General features: G+C 74.5%; 16 protein-coding genes. 8 read left to right on the forward strand and 8 right to left on the reverse strand.

The annotated features are described in order from the left end of the window. Positions 1-205: 205 nt before the first annotated feature. From ACZ407_RS33030 to ligD, 3 genes are all read right to left on the reverse strand, one after another. Positions 206-1,669: an MFS transporter gene (locus tag ACZ407_RS33030; protein WP_468134865.1), complete on the reverse strand. Its 1,464-nt coding sequence runs from the start codon at positions 1,667-1,669 to the stop codon at positions 206-208. Next, entirely contained in the window at positions 1,666-2,661 is a 996-nt protein-coding gene (locus ACZ407_RS33035) for an alpha/beta fold hydrolase (RefSeq protein WP_468134867.1), read from the reverse strand. The genes ACZ407_RS33030 and ACZ407_RS33035 overlap by 4 nt, the downstream gene beginning before the upstream one ends. Before the next feature lie 178 nt (positions 2,662-2,839). Continuing rightward, positions 2,840-3,859, reverse strand: a complete 1,020-nt coding sequence (gene ligD / locus ACZ407_RS33040; RefSeq protein WP_468134868.1) for a non-homologous end-joining DNA ligase — start codon at positions 3,857-3,859, stop codon at positions 2,840-2,842. 93 nt (positions 3,860-3,952) lie between these two features. On the opposite strand from ligD, the gene ACZ407_RS33045 reads away from it, so the two are divergent. Together ACZ407_RS33045 and ACZ407_RS33050 are read left to right on the forward strand one after the other, a co-directional pair. After that, a complete protein-coding gene (locus ACZ407_RS33045) occupies positions 3,953-5,029 on the forward strand; it encodes an ATP-dependent DNA ligase (RefSeq protein WP_468134869.1) in 1,077 nt (358 codons plus the stop codon). A 113-nt stretch (positions 5,030-5,142) separates the two neighbouring features. Then, positions 5,143-5,652, forward strand: coding sequence for an NUDIX domain-containing protein (locus ACZ407_RS33050; protein WP_468134870.1), 510 nt, complete (start codon positions 5,143-5,145; stop codon positions 5,650-5,652). 150 nt (positions 5,653-5,802) lie between these two features. On the opposite strand, the gene ACZ407_RS33055 is transcribed toward ACZ407_RS33050, so the two are convergent. The 3 genes from ACZ407_RS33055 to ACZ407_RS33065 form a co-directional block, all read right to left on the reverse strand. Continuing rightward, positions 5,803-7,911: an MDR family MFS transporter gene (locus tag ACZ407_RS33055; RefSeq protein ID WP_468134872.1), complete on the reverse strand. Its 2,109-nt coding sequence runs from the start codon at positions 7,909-7,911 to the stop codon at positions 5,803-5,805. Between the two features lie 162 nt (positions 7,912-8,073). Further along, positions 8,074-9,414 (reverse strand): 6-phospho-beta-glucosidase, encoded by a 1,341-nt coding sequence (locus ACZ407_RS33060; RefSeq protein WP_468134874.1) that lies wholly within the window; start codon positions 9,412-9,414, stop codon positions 8,074-8,076. Between the two features lie 155 nt (positions 9,415-9,569). Next, positions 9,570-10,562, reverse strand: a complete 993-nt coding sequence (locus ACZ407_RS33065) for a helix-turn-helix domain-containing protein (RefSeq protein ID WP_468134876.1) — start codon at positions 10,560-10,562, stop codon at positions 9,570-9,572. A 219-nt stretch (positions 10,563-10,781) separates the two neighbouring features. On the opposite strand from ACZ407_RS33065, the gene ACZ407_RS33070 reads away from it, so the two are divergent. From ACZ407_RS33070 to ACZ407_RS33085, 4 genes are all read left to right on the forward strand, one after another. Beyond that, a complete protein-coding gene (locus ACZ407_RS33070; protein ID WP_468134878.1) occupies positions 10,782-11,450 on the forward strand; it encodes a helix-turn-helix domain-containing protein in 669 nt (222 codons plus the stop codon). 71 nt (positions 11,451-11,521) lie between these two features. Continuing rightward, positions 11,522-12,070, forward strand: a complete 549-nt coding sequence (locus ACZ407_RS33075) for a toxin-antitoxin system, toxin component (protein WP_468134880.1) — start codon at positions 11,522-11,524, stop codon at positions 12,068-12,070. Between the two features lie 8 nt (positions 12,071-12,078). After that, positions 12,079-13,266, forward strand: a complete 1,188-nt coding sequence (locus tag ACZ407_RS33080) for an MAB_1171c family putative transporter (protein ID WP_468134882.1) — start codon at positions 12,079-12,081, stop codon at positions 13,264-13,266. Beyond that, on the forward strand, positions 13,259-14,761 hold the full coding sequence (locus ACZ407_RS33085; RefSeq protein ID WP_468134884.1) for an NAD(P)/FAD-dependent oxidoreductase: 1,503 nt from the start codon (positions 13,259-13,261) through the stop codon (positions 14,759-14,761). The genes ACZ407_RS33080 and ACZ407_RS33085 overlap by 8 nt, the downstream gene beginning before the upstream one ends. A 90-nt stretch (positions 14,762-14,851) precedes the next feature. Here the strand turns inward: ACZ407_RS33085 and ACZ407_RS33090 are convergent, their stop codons facing one another. Continuing rightward, complete coding sequence (locus ACZ407_RS33090; protein ID WP_468134886.1) at positions 14,852-15,631, reverse strand: bestrophin-like domain; 780 nt, start codon at positions 15,629-15,631, stop codon at positions 14,852-14,854. A gap of 54 nt (positions 15,632-15,685) precedes the next feature. After that, positions 15,686-16,549 carry a hypothetical protein gene (locus ACZ407_RS33095; protein ID WP_468134888.1) on the reverse strand — a complete coding sequence of 288 codons (864 nt, stop codon included), beginning with the start codon at positions 16,547-16,549 and terminating at the stop codon, positions 15,686-15,688. 229 nt (positions 16,550-16,778) lie between these two features. On the opposite strand from ACZ407_RS33095, the gene ACZ407_RS33100 reads away from it, so the two are divergent. Continuing rightward, a complete protein-coding gene (locus ACZ407_RS33100; RefSeq protein WP_468134890.1) occupies positions 16,779-18,191 on the forward strand; it encodes a M20/M25/M40 family metallo-hydrolase in 1,413 nt (470 codons plus the stop codon). Further along, complete coding sequence (locus ACZ407_RS33105) at positions 18,188-19,759, forward strand: YfcC family protein (RefSeq protein WP_468134892.1); 1,572 nt, start codon at positions 18,188-18,190, stop codon at positions 19,757-19,759. The genes ACZ407_RS33100 and ACZ407_RS33105 overlap by 4 nt, the downstream gene beginning before the upstream one ends. Positions 19,760-19,767 lie beyond the last annotated feature (8 nt).

A 19,767-nucleotide genomic window follows, 5' to 3' on the forward strand; every position in this document is an offset into this window, starting at 1 on the left:
CCCCCCCCCCCCCCTGCCCGGCGCCAGCCGGGTTGCCTTGGGGCTCCGCCCCAAACCCCGCGCCTCAAACGCCGGCGAGGCTGGATTTTGCCCCCGCCCGGTGGGCAGCCGCGGGCCGCGCGGGGCACGGGGAGAGGGGGCCAGCCGCGGAGCGGGAAGGGGTCGGGCGGGGGCACGGCCGGGCGCGGGCGGACGTGGGGCGGGGTCAGTGGGGGGCGGGGGACGGGGCGCGCAGCGCTCGGGCGACCGCCGCCGAGGCGACAGCCGTGACGGCGCAGAAGAGGCACACCCGCGAGTAGCCGCCGAGGTCCGCCCCGAGGAGGGCCGCCGTGGCCGCCACCCCGAGCGCCCCGCCACACTGACGGGCCGTCATGAGCAGCCCCGTACCCGCCGCAAAGCGGTCCGGCGGCAGCGTCGCCGACGCCGCCGTCGACAGGCCCGTGAGGGCCGTCCCGATGCCCAGCCCGCCGAGCAGTCCCGCGGGCAGGAACACCTGCGCGTACGCGTCCGACCGCTCGGCCCACAGCGCCAGCACCGCCCCGTTCACGGCGAAGAGGAGCCCGCCCACCGCGACCGCCGCCCACTGCCGGTCCGCCGGCACCCGCCGGCCGGTCACCAGGGCCCCCGCCATCGCCATGAACGCCCCCGGGGTCACCCCCAGCCCCGCCTTGAGCACCGGCCAGCCCCAGTGCACGGCCAGGAACAGCGGCCCGGCGAGCAGCCAGGCGTACATCGCGGCGCCGAACAGCGCCGCGCCCAGGCAGGCCCGGGCGAACAGCGGGTTGCGCAGCAGACCCAGTTCCACCGCCGGAGCCGGGTGCCGGCGCGAGCGCAGCACCGCGGTCGCCGTGAACAGCGCCCCGCCGCCCAGCAGCCCGAGCACCGACGGCGCGCTCCAGCCCCATTCCTCGCCCTGGCTGAGCCCGGCCACCACTCCCCCGATCCCGAGGGCGAGGGCGGCTGTCCCGAGCGGGTCGGGCAGCACCCGCACGGCCGGCGGGTCCGGCGGGACGGCCCGTACGGCGGCGTACCAGAGGACCACCCCGAGGGGCACGTTCACGAGGAAGATCGCCCGCCAGTCCCAGGCCTCGACGAGCAGCCCGCCCAGGGTGGGGCCGACGGCGGCGGCCAGTCCGCCCGCGGCACCCCAGGCGCCGAGGGCCGCGGCCCGCCGCGCGGGCGGGGTGTGGCCGAGCACCAGGCCGAGGGCGGCCGGGATCAGCCCGGCAGCCGCCACCCCCTGCAAGGCCCGTGCGAGGACGAGCAGTTCGGCACTGGGCGCGGCACTCGCGGCGAGCGAGGTGGCCGTGAAGGCGAGGGCGGAGCCGAGGAAGAGGGTGCGCCGGCCGAGGGTGTCGGCGAGCCTGCCGCCGGCCGCGAGGAAGGCCGCGAAGAACACGGCGTAGGCGCTGACCACCCAGGTCAGCCGGGCGGCCGGCACCCCGGGGAAGGCCGCCCGCAGGTCGGGGAAGGCGACGTTGACGACGGTGGAATCGAGGAAGGCGAGGAAGGTGACAGCGCAGGACAGCACCAGGATCCGCCCGGAACGGGCGGTGGGTGCAGCGGCCATGGCGGCCGGCGCGGCGGCGGATCCGGCGGCGGGCGCGGAACCGGCGGCAGCCGCCCCGTCCGGAACGGGCGACGCCGACGCGGGAGGGGAAGCGGTCATCGCGCAACCTCCTCCGCGGCCAGGACCGAACCCGAAGCCGAAGCCGGAGCCGGGACCGAAGCCGAAGCCGAGACCGGAGCCGGGGTCGAGCGGCCCCCAGCCGCGGCCGAGGCCCCCGAGGCCGGACCCGCCGGACCCACCCCGCCCGGACGCGGACCCCCGGTCAGGAACTCCACCGCGCAGGCGATGACTTCCGGGTCGTGCAGGATGCGCCGGTGGCCGAGACCGCGGGTCTCGACCAGCCGGGCCCGGTCCCCGTACGCGGCGGCGATCAGGCGGGACTGGGCGGGTGCGGCCACGTCGTCGTCGGCATCGTGGACGAGCAGGACGGGCCCGGGGACCTCCTCGGGCCGGTACGTGGCCTCCAGCCGCGGCCAGATGCCGGGCTCGCCGGCGAAGACCTTCCGCTCTATGTGCCCGCGCAGCACCCTGCCCACCCGCCCCCGCAGCCCGAGCATGGCGCTGAACCGGCGTACGAGGTGGTCGAATTCGGCCACCCCGCCGAGGGCGGCGATGCGGTCCGCACGGACCCCGTCGCGCAGCGAGAAGAAGGTGGCGAGCACCCCGATGGAGTGGGCCAGCACGGCACCGAAGTCCCCGTGCCGGGCGTGCAGTTGCCGGATGGCGTCGCGCATCTGGCGGATGTTGGTGGCCCGCCCGGCGGACTCCCCGTGACCCGGCGCGTCGAAGGAGACCACACTGTGCCCCTCCTCCAGCAGGCCCTGCACGAAGCCGGAGAAGCGCGAGGCGCGCGAGGACCAGCCGTGCACCACCAGCACGGGCCGTGGGCCGTCCCCCCATTGGTAGGTGGTGACGGCCACGCCGTCCACCTCGATGCGTCCGCGCCGGGCCCGGGCGAACAGGTCCGCCTCCTCGGGCCTCAGCCGGGCCCTGCCGAGCGGCCGGACGAAGAGGGCGAAGGCGGCGCGCCCGGCGAGCCGCGGCGCGACGGCGGAGCCGATGTTGAGGGTGGCGCTCAGGAGTGAAGCCATGGGGTGCATGCCCGGTTCTCCGGATCTCCTCGGGACGGCGAAGGCGCGCCCGACGGGGCGGAACCTTCGGAACGCCGAGATGTTAGCACGATCGTTCGTGTTGTTTTGAGCTCAGGAGGCGGCAGCGTCCGAACACCCGGACGCCCCCTCCTCCCCCACGCCCGTCCCCCGCGCGCCCTCAGTCCTCGTGCTTCGCCCGGCTCGGCTGCACCCGCTTCGGCTCGCCCGGCATCTTCGGATAGTCGGGCGGATACGGCATGTCGCCCAGGCCGCGCGCATCGCGATCGTTGTCGGCCAGCTCCAGGACGGCGTCCAGGCTGAAGGCGTGCTCGTCCATGTCGGCATGGACGTCGCCGAGTTCGGCGTACCGGGCCGGCATGGTCACGATGTCGAAGTCGCGCGGTTCCGCGGAGTCCACCTCGTCCCAGCGCAGCGGGGCCGACACGGGGGCGTGCGGGCGCGGGCGGATCGAGTAGGCGGAGGCGATGGTGCGGTCCCGGGCCGTCTGGTTGTAGTCGACGAAGATCCGCTCCCCGCGCTCCTCCTTCCACCAGGCCGTGGTGACCCGGCCCGGCATCCGCCGCTCCAGCTCGCGGCCCAGCGCGATCGCGCAGCGCCGTACCTCCGTGAAGGTCCAGCGCGGCTCGATCGGCACGAAGACGTGCAGACCGCGCCCGCCGGAGGTCTTCGGCCAGCCGCGCAGCCCGAGCTCGTCCAGCAGCCCCCGCAGTTCGTGGGCGGCGGCCACCGCGTCGTGGTAGTCCGTACCCGGCTGCGGGTCCAGGTCGATGCGCAGCTCGTCGGGCCGGTCGGTGTCCTCGCGGCGCACCGGCCACGGGTGGAAGGTCAGGCAGCCCAGGTTCGCGGCCCACAGCACGGCGGCCGGCTCGGTGGGACAGATCTCGTCGGCGCTGCGGCCGCTGGGGAACTCGATGTGCGCGGTGGGGATCCAGTCCGGCAGGTTCTTCGGGGCCCGCTTCTGGAAGAAGGACTCGCCGGTCACCCCGTCGGGGTAGCGCTCCAGGGTGGTGGGCCGGTTCCGCAGCGCGCGGGTGATCCCGTCGGCCACCGCCAGGTAGTACTGCGCCACGTCCAGCTTGGTCAGCCCCCGCTCGGGGAAGTACACCTTCTCCGGGCTGGACAGCCGTACCGTCCGCCCGCCGGCGTCCAGTTCCACCGCAGTACGCGCAGTACCCATGTGCGCCACGGTAGGCGCGCACCGCGCCGCCCGCACACCGGGAGGGCGCCGCGCCGCCGGGCGGTCCGGCCCGGCGCCCCGCAGAATCGAGCCATGGATCTCCCCGTGATGCCGCCCGTGAAGCCGATGCTGGCCAAGTCCGTGGCGCGGATCCCGCCGGGGATGCAGTACGAGGCCAAATGGGACGGGTTCCGGGCGATCGTGCACCGCGACGGCCCGGAGATCGTCCTCGGCAGCCGCACCGGAAAGCCGCTGACCAGGTACTTTCCCGAGCTGGTGGCGGCCCTGCGGGAGAACCTGCCCGAGCGCTGCGTCGTGGACGGCGAGATCGTCATCGTCTACGGCGGCCGGCTGGACTTCGACCGGCTCACCGAGCGCATCCATCCCGCGGCCTCCCGGGTGGCGACGCTCGCCGAGCGCACCCCGGCCGCCTTCGTGGCCTTCGACCTGCTGGCCCTCGGGGACGCGGCGCTGCTCGACACCCCGCTCGCCGAGCGCCGCGCCGCCCTCGTCGAGGCCCTGCGCGGGGCCCGGCCGCCGGTGCACCTGGCCCCCGCCACGACCGATCCCGCCCTCGCCGAGGAGTGGTTCTCGGCGTACGAGGGGGCCGGGCTGGACGGGGTGGTCGCCAAGCCGCTGGACCTCCCGTACCGGCCGGACGCCCGGCTGATGTACAAGATCAAGCACGAGCGGACCGCCGACGTGGTGGTGGCCGGGTACCGCTTCCACAAGTCCGGCCCGGTGGTGGGCTCCCTCCTCCTCGGCCTGTACGACGCGCAGGGCACCCTCCAGCACGTCGGCGTCTGCGCGGCCTTCCCGATGAAGCGCCGGGCCGAGCTGGTGGCGGAACTGGAACCGCTGCGGATGCCCCCGGACGCCCTCGCCGAGCACCCCTGGGGCGCGTGGGCCGACGAGACCGCCCACGAGACCGCCCGGCTGCCGGGGGCGACGAGCCGCTGGTCCGGCAAGAAGGACCTCTCGTGGGTGCCGCTCCGCCCGGAACTGGTCATCGAGGTCGGCTACGACCACATGGAGGGCGACCGCTTCCGCCACACGGCCCAGTTCAAACGCCCCCGCCCCGACCGCACCCCGGAGTCCTGCACGTACGCCCAACTGGAGGAGGTCGTGCGCTACGACCTCGCCGAGGTGCTCGGCACGAAGGGAAAGTAGCGCCGGGCACCCCGGTTGTCGCCGGCCCCGCGGTTGAGGCCGGCACCCCGGGTGCCGCGGGCGGGCTGACGGGCGTGCGAGGATCGGGGTCCCGTCCGAGCGGAGGTTCTCCCATGTGCGCACAGTCCGTCCCCACCGCCGGCGGATCCGGGGCGGAGCGGCCGGAGCGGGCGCGGCCCGCGGCCAATGCGGTGGTCGGGGTCGGGGTGGTCGTGGTCGGGTCCGACGGGCGGGTGCTGCTCGGGCAGGCCCACGACGGGCGCTGGGAGCTGCCGGGCGGCAAGACCGATCCGGGCGAGGGCTTCGAGGAGGCCGCCGCGCGCGAACTGGCCGAGGAGACCTCGCTGGTCGCCGACCCGGCCGGGATCCGGGTGCTCGCGGTGCTCGTCGGCGCCAAGGCCGGGGTGACCAGGCTGACGGCGGCCGTGGTGACCGGTTCGGCGACCGGCCGGCCGGAGGTCACGGAGCCCGACAAGATCGTGCGCTGGTGCTGGTTCGAGCCGGAGCGGATCCCGGCCGGGCTGTACGGGCCCTCCGCCACGGTGCTCCAGGCCTGGCGCCCGGACCTGCGGCTGGACCTGTCCCGGGTCCCTTCGCACACGTACCCGGTCGCGGGGCCCTGAGCCCGGCCACCGCCCGTACGCCGTACCCCGCGACCGTACGCCGTACCCGGCAGCCCTTGCCGTACAGCCCTTGCCGTACCCGCGGCCCGCACGCGACACCCCCGCCCGTACGCCGTACCGCACCGCCCGCGCCCCACGGCCGCCACGCCGTCAGCCCCCGGACCTGCCCCCCGTGCCCGCCGCCGCGCGCAGCCGCGGGCCGAAGCCGCCGTCGGTGAGGTCTTCTGCGAGGAGGCGCTTGGCGATGGCGTCGGCTGCGGCGCGGAGTTCGGCGCTGCGCGGGCGGCCGCGGTCCTTCTCCAGCTGGTCGGAGAGCCACTCGGCCCATGCCTCCGAGATGGTCCGGGCCTCGCGCTCGCCCGCCGCCGTGTGCGCGAAGTAGCCGTTCTGGCGGGTGAGGAAGCCCTCCTCGACCATCCGGTCGAAGACCGGGACCAGCACCTCGGGCGGCAGGGCGCGGCGGGCCGCGATCAGACCGAGGCTCGCGTGCCCCACCGTGCGGGTCATGAGGTCCACCTGCATCACGGCCCAGGCGCCCGCCATGTCCAGCCGCGTGTCGGATCCGGCCACGATGGCCCGGGCCTGGTCCGGGCCCATGCCCCGTACGAGCTTGGCCACGGCCAGTTCGAGCAGCTTGGCGGAGTCCCCGGTGGCGACCGGGGAGGCGAAGCCCTCGCCCATGTCCGTGGAGCCGGCCCGGGCGCTGTCGCGCAGCCGCACCTGCTTGAGGAACAGGGCCACGAGGAAGCCGACCGCGGCCACCGGCACGGTCCACCGGAACACCGTCTGGAGGGTGTCCGCGTAGGCCGCGATGACCGGCCCGGCCTGTTCGGGGGTGAGCCCGTGCACGCCCTGGGGGCTGCCGGCGGCCCGGCCGAGCACGGCCGGATCGGTGCCGGTGGCCCGGGCCGCCTCGGCGACCCCTTCCGCGAGCCGGGGCCGCAGCGTGTTGCCGTAGATGGTGCCGAAGACGGCGGTGCCGAAGGAGCTGCCGAGGGTGCGGAAGAAGGTGACCCCGGAGGTGGCGGTGCCGAGGTCCGCGTACTCGACGGTGTTCTGCACGGCGATGGTGAGGACCTGCATGCACAGGCCGATGCCGGCGCCGAGCACGAACATGTACAGCGATTCCGGCCAGGCGCCCGTGCCCGGGCCCATCAGCGAGAGCAGGTGGAGGCCGAGCCCCATGACCAGGCAGCCGGCGATGGGGAAGACCCGGTAGCGGCCGGTCTTGCTCGTGACGTTGCCGCTGAAGACGGAGGCGATCAGCAGGCCGATGACCAGCGGGAGGGTGCGTACGCCGGAGACGGTGGCCGAATCCCCGTCCACGTACTGGAGGTAGGTCGGCAGGAAGGTCATCGCGCCGAGCATGGCGAAGCCGACGACGAAGCTGAGGACCGAGCAGACGGTGAAGACCGGGTTGCGGAACAGCCGCATGGGGAGCATCGGTTCGGCGGCCCGGGTCTCGGCCAGGCAGAACAGGGCGAGGGCGAGGAGACCGCCGGCGAACAGCCCGATGACGGTGCCCGAGCCCCAGGCGTACTCGTTGCCGCCCCAGCTGGTGGCGAGGATCAGGGCGCTGGAGCCCAGGGCGACCAGGGCGATGCCGAGGTAGTCGATGGCGGGGCGGGCGGCGGAGCGTACGGCGGGGATGGTGCGGGCGGCGGCGGCCACGACGAGGACCGCGACCGGCACGTTGACGTAGAAGGCCCAGCGCCAGCTGAGGTGGTCGGTGAACAGCCCTCCGAGCAGCGGCCCGATGACGGTGGCCACGCCGAACACGGCCCCGATCGCGCCCTGGTACTTGCCGCGTTCGCGCAGGGGCACCACGTCGGCGATCAGGGCCATGGAGGTGACCATGAGGCCGCCGGCGCCGATGCCCTGGAGCCCGCGCCACACGATCAGGAGGGTCATGTTGGCGGACAGGCCGCAGAGGAACGATCCGGTGATGAAGACGACCGCGGAGATCTGGAAGATGACCTTCCGCCCGAAGAGGTCGCCGAACTTGCCGACCAGCACGGTGGCCACGGTCTCGGCCAGCAGGTACGAGGTGACGACCCAGGACATGTGCTCCGCGCCGCCGAGGTCCGCCACGATCGTGGGCAGGGCGGTGCCGACGATGGTCTGGTCGAGGGCGGCCAGCAGCACGCCGAGCATGATGGTGCCGAACACCACGTTGCGCCGCCGCCGGTCCAGGACGGGCGGCGGCGCGGGCCCGCCGGCGGGGGCCGGCCCGGTGCGGGTCCCGGAGACTGTGGTCACACCTGGACCCTCACACGGACGGGTGAGCACCGCATGCGGCACTGGGCCGTACGGAGGACCCGGTCAGGGCGCCGCGGCCCCCTGACCGCAGCGCCCCCGACCGGGCCGCCCGCCGTACGTCGCCGCACGTACGTCGGCGTACGGACGCCGGCGCAGGCGCCGTCAGCGCAGGTACGCCAGCCCTGGATGGGCCGCCGTGTACGCGTCGACGAGCCGGCGGGCCACCGCGACCGAGTCCACCAGCGGGTGCAGGGCGAAGGCCTTGACCGCGGTGCTGCGCGAACCGCTCTCGGCCGCGTCGAGCACCTCCCGTTCGACGGCCTTCACCGAGGTGACCAGCCCGGCGGCGTGGCCCGGCAGCGGGTCGGCGGGCTCGGGCCGGGCCCCGTCCCGGCCGACCCGGCAGGGCACCTCGATCACGGCGTCCTCGTCGAGCAGGGCGAGGGTGCCGCGGTTGCGGACGTTGAGGATCAGGGTGGTCCGCTCGTCCCGGGCGATGGCCCGCATCAGGGCGAGGGCCACCTGCTCGTAGCCGCCGGACTCCAGGTCGGCCTCCTCGCGCTCGCCGGCCCCCGCCGCCTCGCGGTTCTCGGCCATGTACGTGGCCTCCCGCTCGGCGCGGGTGCGGTCCCAGGCGGCCAGCGCCTTGGTGCCGGGCTCGGCGGCCTCGGCGTAGAACCGGGCCTGCTGGTCGCGCAGGAAGGCCCCGCGGGTCTGCCCGGCCTCCCGGTACGCGCGGACCGCCTCGCGGTTGAAGTAGTAGTAGTGGAGGTACTCGTTCGGGATCGCGCCCAGGGAGCGGAGCCAGTCCGCCCCGAAGAGGCGGCCCTCCTCGAAGGATCCGAGCAGCTCCGGGTCGGCCAGCAGGCGGGGCAGTTCGTCGCGGCCGTCGACCCACAGCCCGCGCACCCAGCCGAGGTGGTTGAGGCCGGCGTAGTCGATGCGGGCCTTCGCGGGGTCGGCGCCGAGCAGGCGGGCGATGCGGCGGCCGAGGCCGACCGGGGAGTCGCAGATGCCGATGACCCGGTCGCCGAGGAGTCCGGCCATGGCCTCGGTGACCAGCCCGGCCGGATTGGTGAAGTTGATGACCCAGGCCTCGGGGGCCACCCGGGCGATGCGGCGGGCGAGTTCCCGGGCCACGGGCACGGTCCGCAGTCCGAACGCGATGCCGCCCGCGCCGGTGGTCTCCTGGCCGAGCACTCCTTCGCCGAGGGCGATGGCCTCGTCGGCGGCGCGTCCGTCGAGTCCGCCGACCCGGATGGCGGAGAAGACGAAGTCGGCCCCGAGCAGGGCCTCGTCCAGGTCCTCGGTGGCCGTGACCCGGGGGGCGTCGGGGATCCCCTCGGCCTGTTCCGCGAGGACCCGGGCGATGGCGGCCAGCCTGGCCGGATCGCGGTCGTAGAGGGCGACCCGGTCGACGCGGCCCTCGGCGTGGTCGCCGAGCAGGGCCCCGTAGACCAGCGGCACCCGGAATCCGCCGCCGCCGAGGATCGTCAGTTTCACGTGCGGTCCGCCCTTTCGCCCGGCACGGTGCGGTGCCACCGTGCTCGGCACAGTCTCGCCGACGGCCGCGGGGTACGGGTGCGGTCGCGGCCGGTGCCACAGCTGTGGCATCGGCGGCGGCCGGATCCGTGCCACAGCTGTGGCATGGCCCGGCTTCAGTCCGCCAGCGGGGGCACGGCGCGCAGCCGCGGGGCGGTGGGGACGGGGGTGGCGCCGGGGCCGCCCACGGGGACCCCGGCCGGGCCGCCCTGGGGGGCGGAGAGCACGAAGGTGATCCTGGTCAGGCCCATGGCGTCGAGGAGCGGGCCCGATTCGGCCAGCACCCGGCAGCGGGTGGCGCCCCAGCGCGGGTCGGGGTGGCGGACGGCGAGCACGGCGCCGTCCTCGCGGGCCGCGTCGGGCCCGTTGGCGGCGAGCCAGTGCGGGACGCCGTACCGGTACGCGGCCTCCATGAAGGGGTCGTGCGCGATGTCCTGGCGGATGCTGCGCAGGCCCTGGTCCTCGGGGTCCGCGGCCAGGGTGGCGGCGAACCGGGCGAGCAGGGGGACGCACCAGGCGGGCTCGTGGTCTTCCAGGACCGCGGCCGCGTCGGGGTGGAAGAGCACGAAGCGCAGGAAGTTGTCGTCGGGCAGCGCCGTGGGGTGCGGCCGGACGGTCTGGAAGAGCTGGTCGAAGGCGGAGTTGGTGAGCGCGACGTCCCAGCGGCGGTCGACCAGGAAGGAGGGGTACGGGACGGATTCCATGACGGCCGCGTAGTCGCGCAGGTAGTCGCGCTGCACGGGGTCCTCGGGGAGCCGGCTGTCCTCGGCGGGCCGCCAGGACTGGGGCGGGTCGCGGTCCACGAGCACCCGGAACAGCCAGAACCGCTGGCGTTCGCTCATTTCCAGGGCCTGTGCGAGGGCGAGGAGCTTGCGGTCGTTCCACTCCTTGACCAGGCCGCGTTCCCAGTTTCCGTAGGCGCGGACGCTGATGCCGAGGCGGGCGGCCACGTCTTCCTGGCTGAGGCCGAGCTCTTCGCGGCGCTGCCGCAGGAGTGCCTTGCGGCGCTCCGACCGGACGGCTCCGCGTACGGGCTCTTCGCCCGCCAGGCGCTCCTGGCCGGACCGCGCGAGGGCCTCGGATGGGCCCACGGCTGCGAGATGTGACACCGGGAGCTCCCCCTTCTCACGGTCTGCGATCTTCATTTCCGTGTGGCGATCCTGCTACCGACGGCAAGACAGTGTCAACTATTGTGGCAATTCCAGCCCGTTGACACCTCATTCGCGCCACAGCTGTGGCAAGTTCTAGCCGTACGGCGGGGAAGCGGTTAGCCTCCAGAGGCCAACCGCGTGCCCGTACCAACCTCGCGTGATCTAGGAGAACCACTGGTGACAGACGGCTTCCAGGCAACCGTCCCAGTGGCCACCGGACCTCTGGCGGCCACTGCCGCGCGCGTCGCCGAACTCGCGGGCAAACTCGGACGGTCCCAGAGCGAGGTCTTCGACCTCAGGCGACTTTCGGACGCCTCGGGGGTGCCCGCGGACGTGGTCCGGGCCCTCCTCGACGGCCGTCCGGCCGGCGAACCCGACCTCCAGGCCCGCTTCCTCCAGCGGCTCGACCTGCTGCGGCGCACCCGCGTCAAGCCCAACGGCCGCCGGTACACGCAGCAGGAGATCGCCGACGGAGCGGGCATGTCCCGGCAGCAGGCGGGCGCCCTGATCAACGGCGACCGCCGCCCGACCATGGAGCACTGCGACGCGATCCAGCGGTTCTTCGGGGTGCACGCCGGCTTCCTGACGGCACACGACGCCGACGCCCTCACCGACGCCCTCCAGCGCACCGAGCAGCAGCTGCTCCAGGACTTCGCGGGCCGCGAACGGGAGACCGTACCGGCGGAGCCCCCCGCCGCGGACGATCCGCTGGCCCGGCTCCTCCAGGACCACGGGGTGCGCGGGATCGCCTGGCGAGCCGCGCAACTGCCCAGCGACAAACACCGGGACAAGGTCACGGAGTGGCTGGACATGCTGCTGGAAAGCGTCAAACCCACCGACACCTGAACAGGGAGAGGGTGGGTCCCGAGAGTGCGTTGCAGAGTTCATGATCCGGGTCCGCTCCGACGGGGAGAACGGTGAGCATAGGCAGAGAGCAGCGGCGGCTGTGCGGGGAGCTCGTGGCCGGAATCCGGCTGCCCGCTCCCGCGGAACCCGCGGACCTCTACGCCGCGCTGTGCGCGGGCATGAGCCGGCACCGCGGGCGCCCCGTGCAGTTCCGCATGGCCTCGTTCCCGCCCGGGACGGCCAGCGGCCTGTGGCTCGACATGGCCGACCGCGACCTCGTGGTCATCGAGGAGCGCACGGCCCCGGACCACCAGCTGGTGATCCTCGGCCACGAGCTGTGGCACATGAAGGCCGGGCACTGCAGCCACCACGTGGACGGCGCGGCCGTGGCCGCCCGCCTGCTGTCCGACGAGGCGGACCTGAGCGAGACGGTCCGCAGCGTGGCCGCCCGCACCCGGGCCGACGTCTCGGAGGAGACCGAGGCGGAGACCTTCGGCCTCCTCCTGGGCAGCAAGTGCCGCTCCTGGCTGGCCGGCTCGGCCGGCCGGGCCCCCACCGAGCGCGACAAGCTCGCCGGGCGCATCGAGGCCTCACTCGGTTACCGCGGTCCGCGAGGCTGAGTGCACCCTTGAAAGGTCTCGATTTCTACATACCTGCCGGCGTGCTGGTGGTCGCGTTCGCCTGCAAGCTGCCCGGCCTCATGCGCGACTGGCGCGACCCGCTCGTACGGGCCGTCAGCATCCTGCTGCTGGTGGCCAGCTCGGTCTTCTTCTTCGCCGCGCCCCCGACCATCTCGGAGGTCAACCGCATCACCGGGGTGCCGAACATCTCGGCCCCGCTGGTGTACTGCATCCTGACGGCGTTCAGCGCATCATGCCTGCTGCTGCTCATCAACTGGCGGGGCGGTCCCGAGGACCGCACGCGGCGGGCCTCCCGGCTGTGCTTCGGGGCGTACGCCACGGTGATCGTGGCGCTGATCGTGCTCTTCGCACTCGGCGACGCCCCCGTCGAGCGGCTCGTCGACCTCGACACCTACTACGCGAACACACCCTTCATCCGCGAGATGATCCTGGTGTACCTGGTCGCGCACACCGTGGCAGCCGTGGTGATGACCGTCCTGTGCCGCCGCTGGTCCCTGCACGTCTCGGGATCGTTGCGGCACGGGCTCATGCTGATGGTGGCCGGGTTCATCCTGAACCTCGTCTTCGACGCCGCGAAGTTCACCGCCGTGATCGCCCGGTGGTTCGGCGAGGACCTCGACTTCCTCAGCACCCGGGTCGCCCCGCCCGTCGCCTCCCTTTCCGCCCTGCTCATCGGCACCGGCTTCGTGCTGCCGCTCGTGGTGCAGCGGCTGTCGGCCGACTGGCGCACCTGGGCCACGTACCGGCATCTGGGCCCCCTGTGGCGCGAACTGCGGCCGGTCATGCCGCACGGAGCCCGCCTGGTACGGATCTCCTGGTGGTCCTCCCCGGACCTGCGGGTCCTTCAGCGCATGGCCGACATCCACGACGGCCTGCTGCACCTCGACCCGTACTTCGACCGTGCCCTGCGCGACCGGGTCCGCGCCTCGGTCCTCGCCTCGGGAGCCGAGCTCGCGCCGGCGGCCGCGGCCGCCGAGGCCGCCATGATTGCGGCGGCGGTCGCGGCGCGCGCCGCCGACCCGGAGGAGAAGGTCATCGGAGCGGCCGACGCGTACACGCCGGATGCCCCAGAGGGGAACCGCGATCTGGAGATGATCTCCCTCGCCTTGCGGTCCCACATCGTCGAAGAGGTCCGCCGCCGGGCGGCCAGCACGAAAGCGGCCATCCATGAGTGAAGCGCAGCCCCAGGAGAAGCCACCCCTGCCGCAAGGGGCGGAACCGGTGCCGGGTGGCGGGGCCGTAGTCATCGGCGGCGGCCTGGCCGGCATGCTCACGGCCGCTGCACTGGCCCCGTACACCGGCAGGGTCACCATCGTCGAACGCGACTCGCTGCCCACCGGGCCCGAACCGCGCGCCTTCCTGCCCCAGGGCCGACACGCCCACGTTCTGTGGTGTGGCGGCGCCGATGCGATGGAGGACCTGCTGCCGGGGATCACCGACAGGCTGCTCGCCGCGGGCGCCCGACGGGTCCCGCTGACCGCGGGCATGGTGGCCTTCTCCCCCGGCGGCTGGTACCGGCGCTGGCGGCCCACCCACCACCTGATCGCCTGCACCCGCCAGCTGCTCGACTGGGTGGTTCGCGACCTGGTGACGAGCCTGCCCCACGTGCACGTGCTCCAGCAGACGCGCGTACGGGGCCTGCTCGGCGATGCCGGTCGGATCACAGGCGTCCGCATCAGCCCCCACGACGGTCCCGCCCGGGAGCTCACGGCCGCCCTCGTCGTGGAGGCCAGCGGCCGTGCGAGCCAGGCGCCGCAGTGGCTTCGGGAGGCCGGCCTGCCGGCCGTGCGCGAAGAGGTGGTGGACTCCGGCCTCGTTTATGCCAGCCGCATGTACCAGGCCCCGGCCGGGACCGAGGAGTTCCCCGTCGTCAACGTGCAGTCGGTGGCCACTGCGCGGCTGCCGGGCAAGGCCGTGACCCTGCTGCCGGTCGAGGGCGGGCGCTGGCTGGTGACGCTCATCGGCACCCGGGGTGCCCAGCCGACCGGCGATGCGGATGCCTTCGAGGAGTACGCGCGTGCGGCCCGGCACCCGCTGGTGGCCGAGCTGCTGGCCTACGCGCGGCCGCTGACCGGGGTCACCACCTTCGCCAACACGGCCAACCGGCGGCGCTTCTACGAAAAGGCCCGGGTCTGGCCCGAGGGCTTCCTCGTCGTGGGAGACGCGGTCGCCTCCTACAACCCGGTCTACGGACACGGCATGTCGGTGGCCGCCCAGTCCGCCCGGGCGCTGCGTGACGCGCTGGACGCGGAGCCGGGTCCGCGGACCGGCCGGCTGCGCGCACCGGGGCTGGCGCGCCGGGTCCAGCGGGCCGTGGCCCTCCCGGTGTCGGTGGCCTGGGGGCTGGCCACCGGGCAGGACATCTTCTACCCGGGGGTGACCGGCAAGACCCCGACCTTGGCCGATCGGCTCCTTGCGCGCTACGTCGACCGGCTGGTGCTGACGGCGACCGGGGACTTCCACGTGGCGACGGCGCTGACGGAGGTGATGACCCTGTCGGCCCCGCTGACCACGCTGGTCCGGCCCAGAGTCCTGTGGCACGCCCTGCGCGGACCGCAGTTGCCCCCACTGACCGAGCCCCCGCTCACTGCGTCCGAACTCCGCTTCATGAGCGCTGGTATCCAGCCGGAGACACACCGCGCGGACGCCGAGACCCCGGCCGAGGCGTGAGTCGGGCCGGGGTCCCGGGCGGGCAGCAGTGCGGGGGCGCGTACGGGTAGGGGTAGGGGTACGGGTAGGGGTACGGCTGCGGGTACGGGCTCAGCGGGCCGCGGCCGCCTGGGCGGCGGCCGGGAAGAGGTCCGCGAACGGGGCCGCCGAATCGATCCCGTCCCGGCCGAACGGTGCGTCGAAGCTCCACACCAGGAACAGCAGGAACACGATCAGCCCGCTGAACAGGCCCGCGAGCAGCAGCTCCCGCCCCGAGCGCCGGATCTGGAGGGTGAAGATCAGCCCGACGGTCACCAGCGCACCCGTCAGCAGGCCGAACCAGACCACCCCCGGCAGCGTGGTCGCATCGCTCTGCGTGCGCGCGTGGCGGGCGTCGTCCGCGGTGGCGATCTGGTCCAGCAGCGGCTGGTAGGCCTGCGCCTGGAGCTCGTTGGCGGGGGCCTGGTGGGTGACGTCGCTGCGCAGCCGCCCCAGGAGCTCGGTCCCCTTCCCGGTCGGCGGCTTGTCGTCCGCCATGCGCGGCCAGTCGACGGCGACGGTGTGCGTGACGTACGCGTCCACCTCCCCGCGGATCCGGTCGCGGACCGCCGCCGGGTAGACATCGGCCCGCTGGGTGACCTCGTACAGGGCCTGCGCCTCCCGCCGCACGTTGTCCTCGGCCGCACCGCGGGCCTCCCAGACCCCGGCGATGGCCAGTCCCAGCACGATCGCGTAGACCACGCCGACCATCATCGTCATGTACTCGATGACGTCCGGGGTCTCACTGGTGTCCTCGTCCTCCGACACCCTGCGGTGCCGCAGGGTCGTGAAGAACAGGACGAGCGCGCAGGCGAGCGCGATGGTCAGGGCCAGGACCAGCCATTGGGACACGGGGGAACTCCGAGAGGGATCGGGCTGAGGAAGCGGAACGAGACGTACACCGCGTCAGGAGGAGCCGCGGCTCTTCGAGCGCGGCCGCAGGGTGGCGGCGGCGAGCACGGCGGGGGTGGTGACGACGAGCATCAGGGTCATCGTCGACAGACCGCCGGTGCGGGGGCTGCGCACCACCGCCGAGCGGTACGGCCGTACGCGGAAGGCCGCGGGCTCCGCCGCCACCGGCCGCACGCGGGGCGCGGGCGGTGCCGGGGCGGGCGGCGCCGCGGCCGGCTCCGGCGCGGGCTCCGGCGCCGGGGGCAGGACCGCCGGGACCGGGGCCGGTACGGGCGGCGGGGCCGCGGGGGGCGCCTGCGGCTCGGCCGGCGCGGGGGCGGCCGGCCGCACGGCGCGGGGCGGCCGCACCTCGGGCGGGACCGGGGGCTGCGGCGGCCGCGGCCCCGGCTCCGGCGGTACGACCTGCGGCGCGGGCGCCGGCCGGACGGGCGGCGCGGCGGCCGGACACCCGGCACCCCGCACGCCGTGCGGGTACGGCCCGCCGGTACCGGCTGCGCCGTACGCAGCGGCCGGCACCGCCGGTCCGGGCCGCCCGGCGGGCCCGGACCCGGCACCCGCCGTGCCCCGGCCGGGCACCGACCAGGCCGTCAGGGTCCGCGGTCCCGCCTCGGCGTCCGCCTCCATGACGGCGCCCTCCCAGCGGCCCCCGGCCCCCTCGCCGCGGTGCGCCCACACGGCCAGGCGGCGCCGGCCGGAGCCGTCCTCCGGCCCCGTGAAGCAGACCCCGGCATCGGGCGTGGACCAGCCGGCCGGACTGCCGGCCGGGGGTTCGGCCGCCGCGGCCGTCCCGGCACCCGCCGCGAGCGGCGCGAGCACGGCCGCGATGCCGGCTCCGGCGAGATGGCGCCATCCGTCCACCGCGTGTCCTCCCCGTCCGCTCCGGCGCACCACGGCGTGGTGGCTCCCGGAGAAGAAACGATCAAGGCCCGGTTTCGACACGGGGCGCCCGCCGCTCCCGTCACCCGGCCGGGCCAGTCCAGCGGGGCGCCCCGCCCCCGCCCGGCCCAGACTCGGCCCAAGGACACCTGGGGCGCGCCCAAGGCACCCAGGACCCCAAGGACAGCTGCGCCGCGCGAGATCCCGCGCGATGACCGCACCCGCAGCTCACGGACCCCGAGGACGGTACGGCGTGGAACTGGAAGCCAGGGTCGACGGCCTGATGGACGGTCTGCGGGCCGATCTGGAACGCCTCACGGCCATCCCCTCGATCGCCTTCCCCGGGTTCCCGCCCGAGCCCGTGCAGGAGGCGCACGACCTGGTGGCACGGCTGTTCCGCGAGGCCGGGGTGCCCGAAGTGACCCGCCTCGACCTGCCGGACACCGCGCCCGCCGTCTTCGCGGAGATCCCGCCGCCCGCCCCCGGGGCCCCGACGGTGCTCCTGTACGCGCACTACGACGTGCAGCCCCCCGGCGACGTGAGCCTGTGGCGGTCCCCGCCCTTCGAGCCCACCGCGATCGGCTCCGGGGACTCCGCCGGGCTGCGGGCCCGCGGGGTCGCGGACGACAAGTCGAACGTGATCGCCCTGCTCGGCCTGGTCCGCGCGTACGGCGGCCGCCCGCCCGTCGGCCTCAAGATCGTGATCGAGGGCCAGGAGGAGTACGGCAGCGCCTTCGACACCTACCCGCCCACCGACCCCGACCGCTTCGCCTGCGACGCGGTGGTCGTCGCCGACCTCGGCAACCTGCGGCCCGGCACCCCCACCCTGACCACCGGTCTGCGCGGCGCCTGCGAGGTCACCGTGGAGGTGCGCACCCTCGCCGAGCCCCGGCACAGCGGGGAGTTCGGCGGGGCCGCCCCCGACGCCCTGCTGGTGCTGCTGCGGGCCCTGGCCACCCTGCACGACGAGCACGGCGACGTGGCGGTGCCCGGGCTGCGCCGCGAGCCGTGGACGGGGACCACGTACACCGAGGCGGAGTTCCGCTCGCTGGCCTCGGTCCTCGACGGCATGCCGCTGACCGGCACCGGCTCCCTCGGCGAGCGCCTGTGGAGCGGCCCGGCCGTCACGGTGATCGGCCTGGACGCCCCGCCCACGGCCCATGCCGCCTCCGCGGTGGTCCCGTACGCCAAGGCCAAGCTGAACCTGCGCTTCCACCCGCTCCAGGACCCCGTCGAGGCCCGGGCGGCCCTCGTGGCGCACCTGGAGGCGCAGCGGCCCTTCGGGGTGCCGCTGACCGTGGTGCCCGGGGACACCGGCCCCGGGTTCGAGGCGGTGACCGGCGGTCCGGCGTACCAGGCGGCCCTGCGGGCGCTGCGCGAGGCCTGGGGGGAGAAACCCTCCTATGTGGCGACCGGCGGATCGATTCCGCTGGTCAACGGTTTGGCGAAGGCCGCGCCGCACGCCGAGGTGCTGCTGTTCGGCGCCCAGGACGGGATGTGCAACCTGCACGCGCCCAACGAGCGGGTGCTCTTCTCCGAGCTGCGCAACACCGTGGTCGCGCTCTGCGCCTTCGTACGCGAGTACGCCGAGGATTTCGGGGCGCGCGACGGCGGTCCGGCATGACGGGCCCCGCGGCCGGCCCGGCCGCCGCTCCCCCGCCCCCCGGCCCGCCGGAGCCGCAGGACCTCCCGGCCGAGGGCCCGGGCGGCAGCGGCCGCAAGTTCGCCTTCCCGAGCGCGCTGACCGTGCTCGCCGTGGTCACCGTCGCCGTCTGGGCGCTGGCCTTCCTGATCCCCTCCGGGCAGTACGACCGCAACGAGAACGGCGCCCCGGTCCAGGGCACCTACCACCGGGTGCCCTCCGGGCAGGGCTTCACCGACCGGCTGAACGACCTCTTCCTCGCTCCGGTCAACGGCCTGTACGGGGTCCAGGACGAGAAGACCGGCATGGTCGGGCCGGATCTGACGGGCTCCCTGTACGGCGCGGCCGGGGTGTTCCTGTTCGTGCTGGCCATCGGCGCGTTCATCACGGTGGTGTTCGCCACCGGGGCGCTGGACCGCGGGATCGCCCGGCTGGCCCACCGGCTGCGCGAACGCGGGGCGCTGCTCATCGCGGGTGTGATGGTGGCGTTCTCGGTGCTCGGCACCGTCGAGGGCTTCGCCGAGGAGACCCTCGGCTTCTACGGGCTGCTCGTCCCGATGATGCTGGCGCTCGGCTACGACCGGCTGGTCGCGGTCGGCGCCTCCATCCTCGGCGCGGGCATCGGTGTGCTGTGCTCGACCGTCAACCCGTTCGCGACGGGGGTGGCCTCGGCGGCCGCCGACATCTCGCTCGGGGACGGCATCGCGCTCCGCTTCGTGATGTGGATCGTGCTGACCGCGGTCACGATCGCGTACGTGGTCCGGTACGCGAAGCGGGTGCAGAAGAACCCCTCGCGCTCGATCTGCGGGTTCCTGCCCGGGGACCGCGAGCAGGCCGCGGCGGGGGCCGGGGAGGAACCCGAGCTGACCGGCCTGCACAAGGCGGTGCTGGTCATGCTGGCGCTGGTCTTCGCGTTCATGATCTTCTCGGTGGTGCCCTGGTCCAGCGCACTGACCGGCAAGGCGGACGCGGAGCCGTACGGGTGGGAGCTGGACTGGTCCTTCCCGCAGCTGGCCGCGCTGTTCATGGTGGCGGCGGTGCTGGTGGGCCTGGTGGCGCGGCTGGGCGAGCAGAAGCTGAGCTCGACGATCATCCAGGGCGCGGCGGACTTCATCTCCCCGGCGCTGGTGATCCTGCTGGCCCGCGGGGTCACGGTGATCATGAACAACTCGAAGGTGACGGACACCGTGCTGCACTCCATCGAGGGCGTGGTGAAGGGCACCTCGTCGGGGCTGTTCGCGGTGATCGTCTTCCTGGTGAACCTGCCGCTGGCCTTCCTGATCCCGTCCACCTCGGGCCACGCCACGCTCGCCATGCCGATCCTGGCGCCGCTGGCCGATTTCGCCGGGGTCTCGCGGGCCGTGGTGGTCACCGCCTGGCAGGCGGCGAGCGGCTGGATGAACCTGTGGGTGCCGACCACCGCCGTGACCATCGGCGGTGTGGCCCTGGCGAAGGTCGGCTACGACAAGTACCTGCGGTTCGTGTGGCCGCTGCTGGCCATCCTGTTCGCGCTGATCTGCGGGTTCGTGGCGGTGGGCGCGGCCCTGTGAGCCGGCGG

The organism is Streptomyces sp. NPDC030809 (assembly GCF_055572195.1).

What these genes read in the sequence shown, in the direction of transcription:
- ACZ407_RS33030 (WP_468134865.1), bottom strand. Translation starts at nt 1,669, where the DNA reads ATGACCGCTTCCCCTCCCGCGTCGGCGTCGCCCGTTCCGGACGGGGCG.
- ACZ407_RS33050 (WP_468134870.1), top strand. Translation starts at nt 5,143, where the DNA reads ATGTGCGCACAGTCCGTCCCCACCGCCGGCGGATCCGGGGCGGAGCGG.
- ACZ407_RS33100 (WP_468134890.1), top strand. Translation starts at nt 16,779, where the DNA reads ATGACCGCACCCGCAGCTCACGGACCCCGAGGACGGTACGGCGTGGAA.
- ACZ407_RS33035 (WP_468134867.1), bottom strand. Translation starts at nt 2,661, where the DNA reads ATGGCTTCACTCCTGAGCGCCACCCTCAACATCGGCTCCGCCGTCGCG.
- ligD (WP_468134868.1), bottom strand. Translation starts at nt 3,859, where the DNA reads ATGGGTACTGCGCGTACTGCGGTGGAACTGGACGCCGGCGGGCGGACG.
- ACZ407_RS33045 (WP_468134869.1), top strand. Translation starts at nt 3,953, where the DNA reads ATGGATCTCCCCGTGATGCCGCCCGTGAAGCCGATGCTGGCCAAGTCC.
- ACZ407_RS33105 (WP_468134892.1), top strand. Translation starts at nt 18,188, where the DNA reads ATGACGGGCCCCGCGGCCGGCCCGGCCGCCGCTCCCCCGCCCCCCGGC.
- ACZ407_RS33085 (WP_468134884.1), top strand. Translation starts at nt 13,259, where the DNA reads ATGAGTGAAGCGCAGCCCCAGGAGAAGCCACCCCTGCCGCAAGGGGCG.